The organism is Bacillus sp. C30 (assembly GCF_040838255.1).
GTDB classification, from domain to species: domain Bacteria; phylum Bacillota; class Bacilli; order Bacillales; family Bacillaceae_G; genus Bacillus_A; species Bacillus_A mycoides.
In genome coordinates this window covers 1-14,429 of sequence record NZ_JBFPJH010000022.1, presented here as the reverse complement: position 1 = coordinate 14,429, position 14,429 = coordinate 1, and the positions used below count along the sequence as shown (strand labels likewise).

The following is a 14,429-nucleotide window of genomic DNA, read 5'->3' as shown; positions in this document are numbered from 1 at the left end:
TGAGTAGCGAAAGAATAAAGATTATAGTGTAAAGGAGTGAATGAATTGCGTTGTCCATCCTGTTTTCATAATGGAACAAGAGTGTTAGATTCGCGTCCGGTAGACGAGGGGCGCTCTATTCGAAGAAGAAGAGAGTGTGAAAGTTGTTTAAGTCGCTTTACGACATTTGAAAGAGTAGAAGAATCACCTCTTATCGTTGTTAAAAAAGAAGGAACACGAGAAGAGTTTAATAAAGAGAAAATTTTACGCGGTTTAATTAAAGCGTGTGAAAAAAGACCTGTATCTTTAAGGCAGTTAGAGGAAGTAACACAAAGTGTGGAGCGTGAACTTCGTAACTTAGGTATATCAGAAGTGAAAAGTGATATGATTGGTGAAATTGTTATGGAAGAACTTCGTGATATTGATGATGTTGCTTACGTACGTTTTGCTTCTGTGTATCGTCAATTTAAAGATTTAAATGTATTTATTGAAGAATTAAAAGATATACTGCAAAAAGAGAGAGAGTAGAAGGAATCTCTTTATATACTGTAAGTAAACGAGATAAGAGAGCTAATAAATTATATAATAAAGATAAAACGAGTGAAATGTAGGTTAGATTGGATGAGAGAAAGGAAAAGCAAGAATGGAAAAACAGTCATGGATGGAGCTATTGCCGATTGATCGTTATAAAGTAAGTGCGAAAGGGTTGTTACATAATTACGACCGGAAAGTATTAACGATGTTGTATCAGCCGTTAATAGGTAGTAGAGCTTTTAGCTTATACATGACACTATGGGGAGAGTTAGAGCAAGATCGTGTGTTTGGAAAAGAGAATACACATCACTCCCTTATGGTGACTATGCAAATGCAACTTCCTGAAATATATGGGGAACGAGTAAAGTTAGAAGCGATTGGTCTTTTAAATGTATATATTAAGAAAGAAAAAGATATTCGAATGTTTATATATGAATTGCAACCACCTTTATCTCCGAAGCAGTTTTTTGATGATATTGTTTTAAGTATCTTTTTATATAATCGCTTGAGTCGGACAAAATACAACCAAGTAAAGCAATATTTCTTAGAAGAAGAATTCGATTTTGCTTCTTATGAAAATGTTACGCGCTCCTTCAACGATATATTTGATTCGTTTAACCCAGGTCAGTTTGAATATGCGCAAGAAGAACTGCGTATCCCGAAAACGACAATTATGCCAAGTAACGAGAATGGGGATGCTCCGAAAGTTTGGAACGATTTCTTTGATTTCTCTTTATTTGTAGACGGACTATCAGCGCTTGTTCCTAAAAAGGCGATTACAGATCAAGTGAGAGAATGTGTTATTACACTCGCTTATGTGTACGGTGTGGATGTGTTATCGATGCAAAATATCGTTCTTGGCGCAGTGACAGAAGTGCAAACAATTGATATCGAAAGGCTTCGGAAGGGAGCACGCGATTGGTATCAATTCGAAAATGGTCAAGCGTTACCTGTATTAAGTGAAAGAGTGCAACCTCATGCTGCTCGTACAATGAAAGAGAAAGAGCCATCTACGCAAGAAGAGATGCTAATGAAGCAGTTAGAGGAAATCTCGCCAAAACAACTATTGAAAGAGATTTCAGGCGGTGCAGAGGCGACGAAAGCGGACTTGCAAATCGTTGAGGATGTAATGATAAATCAAAAGTTAACGCCAGGGGTTGTGAATGTACTTATTTATTACGTTATGCTACGCTCAGATATGAAGCTTGCTAAAACGTATGTCGAGAAGATTGCTGGACATTGGGCGCGAAAAAAGGTCGGTACAGTAGGCGAGGCGATGGCGCTAGCGAAAGAAGAGAATCGTCAATATCAAGAGTGGGCTGAGACGAAGAAAAAAGGTCGTACAGCGAAGAAAACAGTGCGAAAAGAAATGGTACCAGATTGGCTTAAAGAAGAGTCGAAAGAAGAAGAGAAAGAACCTGTAAAAAATGACGTAAGTGCGAAAAAAGATGCAAGTACGTTAGAAGATGAACGGAAACGATTAGAAGAAGTATTGAAAAAATATAAGCGTGATTAATAAAAGAAAATGAACGCTCTTTGAGGTGAGAAAATGGAGCATATTCAAAATTCATTTACGAAATTAATGGAAAATAAAAACTTTAAAAATAGATATGAAGTCTTAAAGGCAGAAGTGATGGCGCACCCTCGTGTGAAAGAATTTATAGACGAACATAAAGGTGAAGTAACGACTTCTATGATTGAACGAAGTCTTGTGAAGTTATATGAATATATTGGACAAAGTGTAGGATGTGCGGATTGTCCAGATTTAGGGTCATGTAAAAATATGCTACAAGGATATGAGCCGAAGCTTGTCATTCAAGGTAAGATGATTGATATTCAATACGATCGTTGTATTAGAAAAGTAGCATATGATGAGAGAAAAAAATATGAAAAACTCGTTCAAAGTGTATATATGCCAGTTGACATTTTGCAGGCAACTATGGAAAATTTAGACCCTTCAGATTTAGATGCACGTATTGATGCAATAGGTGCAACGAATGAATTTTTAAGCACATACGAACCAGGTAAAAAAGCACAAGGTTTATATTTGTACGGTAAATTTGGTGTAGGGAAAACGTATCTTTTAGGGGCAATTGCAAATGAGCTTGCGCGAAAGAAAATTAGTTCGATGCTCGTATACTTCCCTGAATTTTTACGTGAAATCAAAAGTTCGATTCAAGATAATTCGATTAGCGGAAAGATTGATGCTGTCAAACGTGTACAAGTATTAATGTTAGATGATATCGGGGCAGAAGCAATGTCAAGTTTTGTACGTGATGATGTACTCGGTGCAATCTTGCAATTCCGTATGTTGGAAAACTTACCGACGTTCTTTACATCTAACTTTGATTTCAAACAGTTGGAACATCATTTAACGTATACACAGCGCGGTGAAGCAGAAGAGATGAAAGCGGCCCGTATTATGGAACGAATTAAATATTTAGCGAAGCCAATCCCAATTGGTGGGAAAAATCGTCGTAATAAGTAAAGAGCGAGCTGAGAAGCTTGCTCTTTTTTATCCCGCTATTGGCGGGCAGTAAGACTCCCACCTCAAAATTCGGCTGTAAAGCAAAGAAGTTAGGTGGGAGCCCTGCTGCCCGTAAAAGCCCGATTGGTGCGGGCTAATAATCAGTGGAGGATGGACAAAACCTCCACTGATTAAAGTTTCACTTTATTTTAATCATTTTTTCAGAGTAGCTTGTATCATTTTTTTCTCCCTCCCTTAATATATATAAAATTAGCAAGCCATATCGAGTGGATGTTCTAACGATGGGAGATAGGTTTCTACTAAGAGTGAACTTCCATAGATCGGACTCTTATAGGATTTGTAACGTATAGATGCAATCCTTTAGAGCGGGGATAAAAGGGGGGACAAAAGTGATTGAAATTTGCTTCGAAGAAAAAAATGATGCTGTGTACGTATACAGACAACTAACGAAAAGAACAGAATCCTTATATAAGGAAACAAGTGTATATTTAAACGAACAAAAGGTTGTTATTCATATACCATTATGTGAATCAAATTATATTGAAAAGATTTTATTGCCAGTATTACTATATTTCATTATGAATGTGAAACAAAATGAATGGATTCATACCATTTTAAAGGAAAAGTTTTTTTATGAAGAACAAGAAGAGTGTCATCAAATATTGCATATGGCACATGAGATTTTAAAGGAAAGAAGAAAAGGAGTATCTAGTGATTTAACACGTCAAAAATTTGAATCTTATATTGCGTCGTCTTTGAATGATTGGCTTTGTGATCCGCTCTCATTCTCGTTTTCATCATACGTTCGTTTTCGTCTTCGTACATATAGGGAAATGGTAACTAAGCTTGCTGAAGTTGCAATTGATGAGTATAAGATGGAGCAGGAATACCAAATATTTATTGAGACACTTCGCCAACAAGTAAGTAGCCGGAAATCACGTTTGTCCTGTGTACATCTTATTTTTGATGAAAGTTTTATTTTCTATGATGATAAAGGTAGGCGTTTAAAACAGGAGAAATTGGTTCAATATATAGATGAAGAATTATTAAAGAAACAGGATGTATATATCGATACGAAAGTAATTGCACCACTTCTTTCTATTTCGCCGAAAAAGATTTATTTATATACGAAAGAACAAGATCATAATATGATTATTACTTTGCGAAATGTATTTCAGGAACGAGTGCAACTACATGGATTACATGAATTTGAGCGCAATGTGAAAAATTTAAAAAATAAAGGTAACGCCCTTGATTTTCTAAGTTTTTGAGCATATAATTACCTACATAAATGAAATATATTGAAATGTCATGATGAGGACATGGGTAGTTTTCTACGATTTTCAGAGAGGGAAGCCTTAGGGTGTGAGCTTCCTAGTACGGGATAATTACTTACCACCTCTAAACTTTAGCAGTGAACGTTTTTCTAGTAATTGCTAACGGACAACACCGTTATGTTGAACTTGAGCAATTAACAATAAGGTTAATTGGAACAAGGGTGGAACCACGAATTCAACACTCGTCCCTTTTTATGGGATGAGTGTTTTTTATTTTGAAAAAAAAGAGGAGTGACCAGTGATGGCAGATGTAGTTAAAATTACTTTCCCTGATGGAGCTGTGAAGGAGTTTCCAAAAGGAGTAACAACTGAAGAAATCGCAGCTTCTATTAGCCCAGGCTTAAAGAAAAAAGCTGTGGCTGGAAAATTAAACGATGAGATGATCGATCTTGTTACACCAATCGAAGAAGATGGTGCAGTTTCTATTATTACATTAGATTCTGAAGATGGCTTATATATTTTACGCCACTCAACAGCTCACCTTTTAGCACAAGCGTTAAAACGTTTATATAAAGATGTTAAGCTTGAGCTTGGCATTGGTCCAGTAATCGAAAATGGCTTCTACTACGATATTGATATGGAAGAAGCAATTACAGTTGAAGACTTCAAAAAAATCGAAAAAGAAATGCAAAAAATCGTGAACGAAAACTTAGAAATCGTTCGTCATGAAGTGCCACGTGCAGAAGCACTTCGTCGCTTTGAAGAAATCGGCGATGAGTTAAAATTAGATTTAATTAACGATCTTCCAGAAGATGCAGTTATTTCAATCTATGAGCAAGGCGAATTCTTCGACCTTTGCCGTGGTGTTCACCTTCCATCTACAGGGAAGATTAAAGTGTTTAAATTATTAAGTGTTGCTGGTGCTTACTGGCGTGGCGATAGCAATAATAAAATGTTACAACGTATTTACGGTACTGGATTCGTTAAGAAAGCAGAATTAGATGAGCACTTACGTATGCTTGAAGAAGCGAAAGAGCGCGATCACCGTAAATTAGGTAAAGAGTTAAAACTATTTACTAATAGCCAAAAAGTAGGACAAGGTTTACCACTTTGGTTACCAAAAGGTGCAACAATTCGCCGTATTATCGAGCGTTACATCGTTGATAAAGAAGCAAGCTTAGGCTATGATCACGTATACACTCCAGTATTAGGAAGTAGAGAGCTTTATGAAACTTCTGGTCACTGGAACCATTACCGTGATGGCATGTTCCCATCAATGGAAATGGATAATGAAGAGTTAGTTCTTCGTCCAATGAACTGCCCTCACCATATGATGGTTTATAAAAATGATATTCACAGCTACCGTGAATTACCAATCCGTATTGCGGAACTTGGAACAATGCACCGCTATGAAATGTCTGGAGCATTATCTGGATTACAACGTGTACGCGGAATGACTTTAAATGATGCGCACATTTTCGTTCGTCCAGATCAAATTAAAGAAGAATTAAAACGTGTTGTAAACTTAACGTTAGAAGTGTACAAAGATTTCGGTTTAGAAAACTATTCATTCCGTCTATCTTATCGTGACCCAGCAGATACTAAAAAGTATTATGCTGATGATGAGATGTGGGAAAAAGCACAAGGTATGTTAAAAGAAGCTATGGATGAAATGGGTCTTGATTACTATGAAGCTGAAGGTGAAGCGGCATTCTATGGTCCGAAACTTGACGTTCAAGTTCGTACTGCTCTTGGAAAAGACGAAACACTTTCAACTGTACAATTAGACTTCTTACTTCCAGAACGCTTTGAATTAACTTACGTTGGTGAAGACGGTAAACAACATCGTCCAGTTGTAATTCACCGTGGTGTTGTATCAACTATGGAACGTTTCGTAGCCTTCTTAATTGAAGAATACAAAGGCGCATTCCCAACTTGGTTAGCTCCAGTTCAGGCGCAAGTAATTCCAGTTTCTCCGCAAGTACATTTAGACTATGCGAAGAAAGTACAAGATGAATTACGACGTGCTGGTATCCGTGTTGAATTAGACACTCGTGAAGAGAAAATTGGTTACAAAATCCGTGAAGCACAAATGCAAAAGATTCCGTACATGCTTGTAGTAGGTGACAATGAAGTTACTGAAAATGGCGTTAACGTACGTAAATATGGTGAACAAAAATCAGAAACAATCGCATTAGATGCGTTTGTTGACATGATTAAGGTAGAAGGAAAACGATAAGAAAGAGCCGCGGTATACCGCGGCTTTTTTATGTATTATAAAAAAGAAAATCTAGAAAAAATAACCAAACAATACTTATCATAAAAAAGTATTGCAAGTATGCTGGTTGTTTGTTACAATATTTCTTGTTGTTAGTAAAACACATCGCGTCTTCTTGACAGACGTCATGTCCTATGATAAACTCATCAAGGATAATAGAATATGGTTTTGACAAGTAGAAGCACCCGCTTCTCACCTGATGGACGCATTCGCAGTTAGCAGGTAAATGTATTTCTTACTAAAGATATTACAAGTGTGGGTGCCGTGTGCCCGCACTTTTTTTGTTCGGGTTCTACAATTGCAAAACGTATTCTAAGAAAACCTTGGAGGTGGCTTACTATTAGCAAGGATATGATGATTAACGAGCAAATTCGTGCACGTGAAGTACGCTTAGTTGGCGCAAACGGCGATCAACTTGGAATCAAGTCTCGTAATGACGCTTTAGACTTAGCTGCAGGTCTTAATCTTGATTTAGTATTGGTTGCTCCAAATGCGAAACCACCAGTATGCCGCATTATGGACTACGGTAAATTCCGCTTTGAGCAACAGAAGAAAGAAAAAGAACAGCGCAAAAATCAAAAAGTAATTAGCATGAAAGAAGTTCGTTTAAGTCCAACAATTGATGAACATGACTTTAACACAAAACTTCGTAATGCTGTCAAGTTTTTAGAGAAAGGCGACAAGGTTAAAGCGTCAATTCGCTTTAAAGGACGTGCCATTACTCATAAAGAAATCGGTCAACGTGTTTTAGATCGCTTCTCAGAAGCTTGTGCTGAAGTTAGTACAATTGAATCTAAGCCTAAAATGGAAGGACGTAGTATGTTCTTAGTTTTAGCACCGAAAAACGATAAGTAATAGATAGAGGAGGAAATACCTATGCCTAAACAAAAAACTCATCGCGGCGCTGCAAAGCGTTTCAAAAAGACTGGATCTGGTAAACTGAAGCGTTCTCACGCTTACACAAGCCATTTATTTGCTAACAAATCTACAAAAGCTAAACGTAAACTACGTAAAGCTGGTGTAGTTAGCGCTGGTGACTTCAAACGCATTCGTCAAATGCTTGACAACTTAAAATAAGTTCGGCTGATATATAGAACAAACTAGGAGGTAATATTATGCCAAGAGTAAAAGGTGGTACAGTTACTCGTCAACGTCGTAAAAAAGTTATAAAATTAGCAAAAGGTTACTACGGTTCTAAGAGTACATTATTTAAGGTTGCTAACCAACAGGTTATGAAATCTCTAATGTATGCATTCCGTGACCGTCGTCAAAAGAAACGTGACTTCCGTAAATTATGGATTACACGTATCAACGCAGCAGCTCGTATGAATGGTCTTTCTTACAGCCGCTTAATGCACGGTTTAAAAAATGCTGGCATCGAAGTTAACCGCAAGATGCTTGCTGACTTAGCTGTTCATGACGAAAAAGCTTTCGCTGAATTAGCAACAGTTGCAAAAAACAACATTAACTAATTGTTTAAAACCTTAGAAGATTTTCTTCTAAGGTTTTTTTGTTTGTATTTATTGTAAAATCCGCCACTTATTATCGTTATTTCTTGCTCAAGTATATTAAGATGTGCTTGTAAGAATTTTTGTAACGATAACGAGGAGACTTTTACATGAAAGTAGGAAAGATTAACGGATGTGTCGTTATCGATATGACAAAATCAATATAAAATCTATAGCGATATAAAAGAATATATATATAAAGTCAGGAGAATCCTCCTGACTTTTTTTATTTGAACTCATTCGTGAGAAGTGCATCTTTCCTAGCAGAAACGACACTGCTATAATGGAAAGATGATATGGAACTTTCATCAAGTGAACAATCTATGAGTGATGATTGAAACGTATTTGCAAATTAAGGACAAGCTATCTTTATAAAGATGTAGGTAGCTGACTTGTTAATAAGAAACGAAAAATAATAATGAACTTTGAGATGAAACAACATTGTTGCGGAAAATGCGATGTTGGAGGAGGGCAATAGAATGGACTTACTACAACTATTTAAATTACAAAAAGAATTAGATGACCGTATTGTGAAAGAACATGACTTACAACCGAAAAAATTGTTAAAAGAAAAAATGTTAGCTCTTCTTGTAGAAATTGGAGAACTTGCAAATGAAACACGTTGTTTTAAATATTGGAGCAATAAACCAGCTTCAGAACGTGAAGTAATATTAGAAGAATACGTAGATGGTTTACATTTTATTTTATCAATCGGAATCGATTTAGGAATTGATAAAAACTTCTTATTCTATAAATGTGCGCAAACGAATAAAACACAAGTGGAAATTTTCTTAGACACATATGCGAAAGTAATTCGTTTTACAGATCAACCTTCTATTACGAACTATATTGAACTATTTACAAGCTATCTTCGCCTTGGACAAGCGCTTGAATTTGAACAAGATGAAATTGAAAAAGCATATTTAGATAAAAATGAAGTAAATCATCAGCGTCAAACACAAGGATACTAATTTAATTTTTGAATATTTCAATTTCCTTTTGTATAATAAAGTGACTGAAGAAAAAGGAGGGTGTTGGCAATGATAAAATTAGACGAGACATTGACAATGCTAAAAGAATTAACAGACGCACGCGGTATTGCGGGTAACGAGCGCGAACCACGTGAAGTAATGAAGAAATATATTGAGCCGTTTGCAGATGAACTTTCTACTGACAATTTAGGAAGTTTAGTTGCGAAAAAAGTTGGGGAAGAAAACGGCCCGAAAATTATGGTTGCAGGTCATTTAGATGAAGTCGGCTTTATGATTACGCAAATTGATGACAAAGGCTTCCTTCGTTTCCAAACGGTGGGTGGCTGGTGGTCGCAAGTTATGCTTGCACAGCGCGTAACGATTGTAACGCGTAAAGGAGATGTAACAGGTGTAATTGGTTCAAAACCACCGCACATTTTACCTCCAGAAGCTCGTAAAAAGCCAGTTGAAATTAAAGACATGTTTATCGATATTGGTGCTTCTAGCCAAGAAGAAGCGATGGAGTGGGGCATACGACCAGGAGATCAAGTTGTACCGTACTTCGAATTCCAAGTGATGAAGAATGAAAAGATGTTACTTGCAAAAGCATGGGATAACCGAATTGGTTGTGCAATTGCAATTGACGTATTAAAACAATTAAAAGATGAAAAGCATCCAAACGTTGTATACGGCGTTGGGACTGTACAAGAAGAAGTTGGTCTTCGTGGTGCGAAAACATCTGCAAACTATATTAAGCCAGATATCGCATTCGCAGTAGATGTAGGTATTGCTGGTGATACACCAGGTGTAACGGCAAAAGAAGCACAAAGTAAAATGGGTGATGGTCCGCAGATCATTCTATATGATGCTTCTGTTATTGGTCATACAGGTTTACGTGATTTCGTTGTTGATGTTGCGGATGAATTACAAATTCCATATCAGTATGATTCTGTAGCCGGCGGGGGAACGGACGCAGGAGCAATTCACATTTCTTTAAATGGTATCCCATCTATGGCAATTACGATTGCGACACGCTACATTCATTCTCATGCAGCGATGTTACATCGTGATGATTATGAAAACGCAGTGAAGTTAATTGTAGAAGTTATTAAACGTCTTGATAAAGAGGCTGTACATAACATTACATTTAATTAATAGAAAAAAGCGAAGGATAACCTCCTTCGCTTTTTCCATTTTTAAAACGGTCTTTCTAATCCTGCTGCAGTATGAGCTCCTAAAATAATTAAGCGAGTTAATTGCATTGCCATGAAATGTGGGGTATAAATCATGCCTCTTTTTAACCATGACATAATCATTCCGATATGAGCGCCTGTAACATAACTAATAAGAATATCACGAGGGACCATAAGGTCTTCATCATCTGGCTGGGAAATAGATAGGCTTAATGTTAAATGTGTTTGAATTGTTTTCATCATTTTATAAGAATAGTTTCCAGCTGCCTTATCGCCGAGCATAACGTTATAGAAATTAGTATTGTCTGCGATATGCTCAAACAAAGCTAAAAAAGTTGGATGCGGTGAATCAAAAGTGAGCTGAAAATCTTCTTTATTTCGATTTTGTGGTTTAATTACTGCGGCTAGTTTTTCTAACATTTCTTCTATGCTTTTTTCTAATAAATCATATTTATCATGGTAATGGCTATAAAATGTAGCACGATTTACAGGAGCGCGTTCCGCGATATGTTGCACAGTTACATTTTCGAAGCCCTTTTCGCCTACTAAAGCGACAAAAGCATCCTGTATGAGTTGTCTCGTTCGTTTTACACGTGGATCATTTGTATTTTTAATAGACATTTTTACTTCACCTCGTTTAATTTTTTAACCTTAAACAACACATGTATAGTGCAATGTTGTTTAAACAACATATAGGTTTAAATTGTTGGTTGTAGATTCGGGATAATTATTTATAATTATAAACGATAGTCCTTTAGAAATCAGCACCGCTAGGATGCAGACAAAACATAGTTTGCGTCGTAAAAGGTGTGCTTTTTTTGTTTAAAGGTTAATATAATTAACAATTAAACAATATAAACACTAAGGATATAAATAGTTTAGAAAAAAATTATATGCGATATAAGGAGAGGAATGCAATGAATCAGTTTCGAAGAATGGTAATTATCAACATTATCACATTAATTGTATTAGTTGGCGGCGGTATTGGCGGTTATTACTATTACAATCAAGCGGAAAACTATTTAAAAACAGAAAATGCAAAGATTGACGGGAAAGTAATCCCAATTGCATCACCAGTAGCAGGTAAATTAACAGACTGGAAAGCTGAAGTCGGAAAAAATTACAATGAGAACGATAAATTAGGTGCGGTTACTGTAGCAGGAGCAAATGGTGAGCAAACAGTAGATGTAACAATTCCGCAAAATGCAACAGTTGTACAATCAAATGCAACAACTAATGCGTTCGTTGGGGCAGGTAGCCCAATTGCTTATGCATTTGATATGAGCAATTTATGGGTAACAGCAAATATTGAAGAAACAAATATTGATGATGTTCAAAAAGGCCAAACAGTAGATGTGTATGTAGACGCATACCCAGATACAACGTTAACGGGAAAAGTAGAACAAGTTGGATTAACAACAGCGAATACATTCTCGATGTTACCATCAAGTAACGCAACAGCGAACTATACGAAAGTAAAGCAAGTTGTACCAGTTAAAGTTTCTTTAGATCATAGTAAATCAGTAAATATTGTTCCTGGAATGAATGTGTCAGTTCGTATTCATAAGTAAGGGGGAGATGAGATGTCCTCAATTGCAATTGTAGGATATGCACTATTTTGTATAATCGTCTTCTTCCTTGTAAATCGTCTTTTACGAAAGAAAAAAACGAATGTGGGAGAAGAACAAGTCCCAGCCGTAAGTAAGATAGAAGTAAGTCAAGCAGAAACAGTAGAGAAAGAACTTGAACAAAAACAAGAAACAGAAGCTTCTAACGTAGTGGAATTAGAAACAGGGAAGCAAGAGCAAGTAAAACAGGAAAAAGAAATGCTGAAGAGACAATTGCCGGTAGAGAATGTGAATGTAAAGGCAGTTGTAGCTGTATTAATTCTCGGTATGTTCGTTTCTATTTTAAACCAAACGATCATTAATGTTGCACTGCCTCCATTAATGAATGAATTTAACGTATCAACTTCAACAGCACAATGGTTAATTACAGGCTTCATGCTTGTAAACGGAATTTTAGTACCAATCAGTGCATTTTTAGTTTCACGATTTACGTATCGTAAATTATTCATAGCAGCAATGTTATTCTTCACTGTAGGATCTATCATTTGTGCTACATCAGGAAACTTTACAATGATGATGACAGGCCGTGTTGTTCAAGCGGTTGGTGCAGGTATTTTAATGCCAGTTGGTATGAATATCTTCATGACATTATTCCCGCCTAATAAACGCGGAGCAGCTATGGGGTTACTTGGGGTAGCGATGATTTTAGCACCAGCTATCGGACCAACTGTAACAGGTTGGGTAATTGAAAACTATAGCTGGAACTTAATGTTCTATGGGATGTTTGTTATCGGTTTAATTATTACGTTCTTATCTTTTAAATTCTTTACACTAGCTCAGCCAGTGTCTAAAACAAAGTTAGATGTATTCGGTGTTATTAGTTCAAGTATTGGACTAGGTAGCTTACTGTACGGATTTAGTGAAGCTGGAAATAATGGCTGGACTAGTGCAGAAGTTGTTATAACACTTATCATCGGTGTCATTGGTTTAGCTGTATTTATTTGGAGAGAGTTAACAACAGACAATAAAATGCTTGATTTACAAGTGTTTAAATATCCGACGTTCACTTTCACATTAGTAATTAATGCGATTGTAACGATGGCCTTATTCGGAGGTATGTTATTACTTCCAGTATACTTGCAAAACATTCGCGGTTTTACACCGATGGAATCTGGTTTATTATTACTTCCAGGATCATTAATTATGGGGATCATGGGACCAGTTGCAGGTAAACTATTTGATAAGTATGGTATTCGTCCGTTAGCAATTGTCGGATTAGCCATTACAACATTTGCGACATATAAATTTACAACGTTATCGATGGATACACCGTATAGCGTTATTATGACGGATTATATTATACGCTCAATTGGTATGTCATTCATTATGATGCCAATTATGACAGCTGGTATGAATGCACTGCCGATGAAATTAATTTCTCACGGTACAGCAACGCAAAATACGTCAAGACAAGTAGCTGGTTCAATTGGAACAGCGATATTAATCACGCTTATGACGCAACAAACTACTGCTCACGTAGCGGATTACGGCAATATGTTAACAACGTCAAACCCGATTTTAGTTGATAAAGTACACGGTATGGGCCAAAGCTTAGCGGCATTAGCCGGATCAGCTCAAGCAGGAGATGCGATGAGTACACAACTATTATTCGGACAAATTTCAAAGCTATCTGCAATTAACGGTATTAACGATGCCTTCTTAATTGCAACTATATTAGCCGGTATTGCTTGGGTGTTATCGTTCTTCTTACCATCAGGCAATAAACCAAATAGAAAAGCAGGGAATTAATTTCCCTGCTTTTTTGTCTTTTAAAGAGTTAGATATAAAAAATGATAACCAGCTACGGAGCACAGCCCTGTTATAAACAAAATTGTTCCCACAGCACGAATGCTGGATATTTGTCTTCCACTTATAATAGCTAATAGTCCAGCTAAAGAGAAGAAACACCAATATAAAGTTCCTGAAATTGGAACCATCCCCTCTAAATCTATTCCAAAACCTATACAAATGATAGGAACAAAGATAAGAGATATGCTAATCAAACCAGCTATAACGATAAATGATTTTCGATATTTCATTCCGGCAGCAATTAAAAAAATGCCAACGATGCCTTCACATAATAACAAAATAGGGGCTAAGATAAGCCAAATAAATAAGTTGGTAGATTCCATATGTAATAACTCCTTAACGAATAAAAGATGAATCAGGCATGGACATGAGTTGATAGCAAATAGTCCTATTGAGAAAATAATGAATCCCATGTTGCGTATACTCTTAATTTTTGAACGTACCCCATTCAATCCTGCTAATAAACCAGCTAGAGAGAAAAGTATCCAATATAGGACAGGTGGAATGTGGAGAACGGTCTCTCCATTGATCCCTTTGTTCAAAAAAATAAAAGGCATTATAACCAATGAAAAGCAAATAATCCCCATTAAGATAACAAGTAATTTCCGATATTTCATTCCTGTTACCATTAAAAAAATACCACCAGCAATCCCGCATAGTAAGAGAAGTGGCGTAAAAAATATCCAAATAATACTGAACATATGTAAACTCCTTTAAGTGAATTAAGTTATATTTTATTACATGAGGTTTATTTTGGATATTAT

14 protein-coding genes, 1 pseudogene and 2 other annotated features are annotated in these 14,429 nt (G+C 36.4%); of the genes and pseudogenes, 12 read left to right on the top strand and 3 right to left on the bottom strand.

The window, feature by feature from the left end:
- Positions 1 to 45: 45 nt before the first annotated feature.
- The 10 genes from nrdR (at position 46) to AB3X49_RS04710 (ending at position 10,190) form a co-directional block, all read left to right on the top strand.
- A complete protein-coding gene (nrdR, locus tag AB3X49_RS04755; protein WP_001203686.1) occupies positions 46 to 507 on the top strand; it encodes a transcriptional regulator NrdR in 462 nt (153 codons plus the stop codon).
- Between the two features lie 115 nt (positions 508 to 622).
- Complete coding sequence (locus tag AB3X49_RS04750; protein ID WP_002015474.1) at positions 623 to 2,029, top strand: replication initiation and membrane attachment family protein; 1,407 nt, start codon at positions 623 to 625, stop codon at positions 2,027 to 2,029.
- A 33-nt stretch (positions 2,030 to 2,062) separates the two neighbouring features.
- Positions 2,063 to 3,001, top strand: a complete 939-nt coding sequence (gene dnaI / locus AB3X49_RS04745; RefSeq protein WP_367960730.1) for a primosomal protein DnaI — start codon at positions 2,063 to 2,065, stop codon at positions 2,999 to 3,001.
- A 389-nt stretch (positions 3,002 to 3,390) separates the two neighbouring features.
- A complete protein-coding gene (gene ytxC, locus AB3X49_RS04740) occupies positions 3,391 to 4,272 on the top strand; it encodes a putative sporulation protein YtxC (RefSeq protein ID WP_061673936.1) in 882 nt (293 codons plus the stop codon).
- Between the two features lie 31 nt (positions 4,273 to 4,303).
- Positions 4,304 to 4,531 (top strand) — a binding site (T-box leader).
- Positions 4,532 to 4,579: 48 nt separating this feature from the next.
- Complete coding sequence (gene thrS / locus AB3X49_RS04735) at positions 4,580 to 6,517, top strand: threonine--tRNA ligase (protein ID WP_002034275.1); 1,938 nt, start codon at positions 4,580 to 4,582, stop codon at positions 6,515 to 6,517.
- Positions 6,518 to 6,723: 206 nt separating this feature from the next.
- Positions 6,724 to 6,844, top strand: a sequence feature (ribosomal protein L20 leader region).
- Positions 6,845 to 6,907: 63 nt separating this feature from the next.
- Positions 6,908 to 7,411 (top strand): translation initiation factor IF-3, encoded by a 504-nt coding sequence (gene infC, locus AB3X49_RS04730; protein WP_002015470.1) that lies wholly within the window; start codon positions 6,908 to 6,910, stop codon positions 7,409 to 7,411.
- A gap of 21 nt (positions 7,412 to 7,432) precedes the next feature.
- The gene (rpmI, locus tag AB3X49_RS04725) at positions 7,433 to 7,633 is read left to right on the top strand and encodes a 50S ribosomal protein L35 (protein WP_001125945.1); all 201 of its coding nucleotides are present in this window, start codon (positions 7,433 to 7,435) and stop codon (positions 7,631 to 7,633) included.
- A gap of 38 nt (positions 7,634 to 7,671) precedes the next feature.
- Positions 7,672 to 8,028 (top strand): 50S ribosomal protein L20, encoded by a 357-nt coding sequence (gene rplT, locus AB3X49_RS04720; protein WP_001138364.1) that lies wholly within the window; start codon positions 7,672 to 7,674, stop codon positions 8,026 to 8,028.
- A gap of 515 nt (positions 8,029 to 8,543) precedes the next feature.
- Positions 8,544 to 9,035, top strand: coding sequence for a dUTP diphosphatase (locus AB3X49_RS04715; RefSeq protein WP_002015469.1), 492 nt, complete (start codon positions 8,544 to 8,546; stop codon positions 9,033 to 9,035).
- Positions 9,036 to 9,104: 69 nt separating this feature from the next.
- Positions 9,105 to 10,190 carry a M42 family metallopeptidase gene (locus AB3X49_RS04710; protein WP_367960727.1) on the top strand — a complete coding sequence of 362 codons (1,086 nt, stop codon included), beginning with the start codon at positions 9,105 to 9,107 and terminating at the stop codon, positions 10,188 to 10,190.
- Between the two features lie 41 nt (positions 10,191 to 10,231).
- Here the strand turns inward: AB3X49_RS04710 and AB3X49_RS04705 are convergent, their stop codons facing one another.
- Positions 10,232 to 10,849 carry a TetR/AcrR family transcriptional regulator gene (locus AB3X49_RS04705; protein ID WP_002015467.1) on the bottom strand — a complete coding sequence of 206 codons (618 nt, stop codon included), beginning with the start codon at positions 10,847 to 10,849 and terminating at the stop codon, positions 10,232 to 10,234.
- A gap of 296 nt (positions 10,850 to 11,145) precedes the next feature.
- On the opposite strand from AB3X49_RS04705, the gene AB3X49_RS04700 reads away from it, so the two are divergent.
- Positions 11,146 to 11,799, top strand: coding sequence for an HlyD family secretion protein (locus AB3X49_RS04700; protein WP_002190842.1), 654 nt, complete (start codon positions 11,146 to 11,148; stop codon positions 11,797 to 11,799).
- 12 nt (positions 11,800 to 11,811) lie between these two features.
- A complete protein-coding gene (locus AB3X49_RS04695; RefSeq protein ID WP_002143335.1) occupies positions 11,812 to 13,605 on the top strand; it encodes a DHA2 family efflux MFS transporter permease subunit in 1,794 nt (597 codons plus the stop codon).
- A gap of 20 nt (positions 13,606 to 13,625) precedes the next feature.
- On the opposite strand, the gene AB3X49_RS04690 is transcribed toward AB3X49_RS04695, so the two are convergent.
- Both AB3X49_RS04690 and AB3X49_RS04685 read right to left on the bottom strand, forming a co-directional pair.
- Positions 13,626 to 13,988: an ammonia permease gene (locus AB3X49_RS04690; RefSeq protein ID WP_367960724.1), complete on the bottom strand. Its 363-nt coding sequence runs from the start codon at positions 13,986 to 13,988 to the stop codon at positions 13,626 to 13,628.
- Positions 13,989 to 14,001: 13 nt separating this feature from the next.
- Positions 14,002 to 14,366: pseudogene (locus AB3X49_RS04685) on the bottom strand (ammonia permease).
- Positions 14,367 to 14,429 lie beyond the last annotated feature (63 nt).

What these genes read in the sequence shown, in the direction of transcription:
- AB3X49_RS04750 (WP_002015474.1), top strand. Translation starts at nt 623, where the DNA reads ATGGAAAAACAGTCATGGATGGAGCTATTGCCGATTGATCGTTATAAA.
- dnaI (WP_367960730.1), top strand. Translation starts at nt 2,063, where the DNA reads ATGGAGCATATTCAAAATTCATTTACGAAATTAATGGAAAATAAAAAC.
- thrS (WP_002034275.1), top strand. Translation starts at nt 4,580, where the DNA reads ATGGCAGATGTAGTTAAAATTACTTTCCCTGATGGAGCTGTGAAGGAG.
- infC (WP_002015470.1), top strand. Translation starts at nt 6,908, where the DNA reads ATGATGATTAACGAGCAAATTCGTGCACGTGAAGTACGCTTAGTTGGC.
- rpmI (WP_001125945.1), top strand. Translation starts at nt 7,433, where the DNA reads ATGCCTAAACAAAAAACTCATCGCGGCGCTGCAAAGCGTTTCAAAAAG.
- rplT (WP_001138364.1), top strand. Translation starts at nt 7,672, where the DNA reads ATGCCAAGAGTAAAAGGTGGTACAGTTACTCGTCAACGTCGTAAAAAA.
- AB3X49_RS04715 (WP_002015469.1), top strand. Translation starts at nt 8,544, where the DNA reads ATGGACTTACTACAACTATTTAAATTACAAAAAGAATTAGATGACCGT.
- AB3X49_RS04710 (WP_367960727.1), top strand. Translation starts at nt 9,105, where the DNA reads ATGATAAAATTAGACGAGACATTGACAATGCTAAAAGAATTAACAGAC.
- AB3X49_RS04705 (WP_002015467.1), bottom strand. Translation starts at nt 10,849, where the DNA reads ATGTCTATTAAAAATACAAATGATCCACGTGTAAAACGAACGAGACAA.
- AB3X49_RS04700 (WP_002190842.1), top strand. Translation starts at nt 11,146, where the DNA reads ATGAATCAGTTTCGAAGAATGGTAATTATCAACATTATCACATTAATT.
- AB3X49_RS04695 (WP_002143335.1), top strand. Translation starts at nt 11,812, where the DNA reads ATGTCCTCAATTGCAATTGTAGGATATGCACTATTTTGTATAATCGTC.
- AB3X49_RS04690 (WP_367960724.1), bottom strand. Translation starts at nt 13,988, where the DNA reads ATGGAATCTACCAACTTATTTATTTGGCTTATCTTAGCCCCTATTTTG.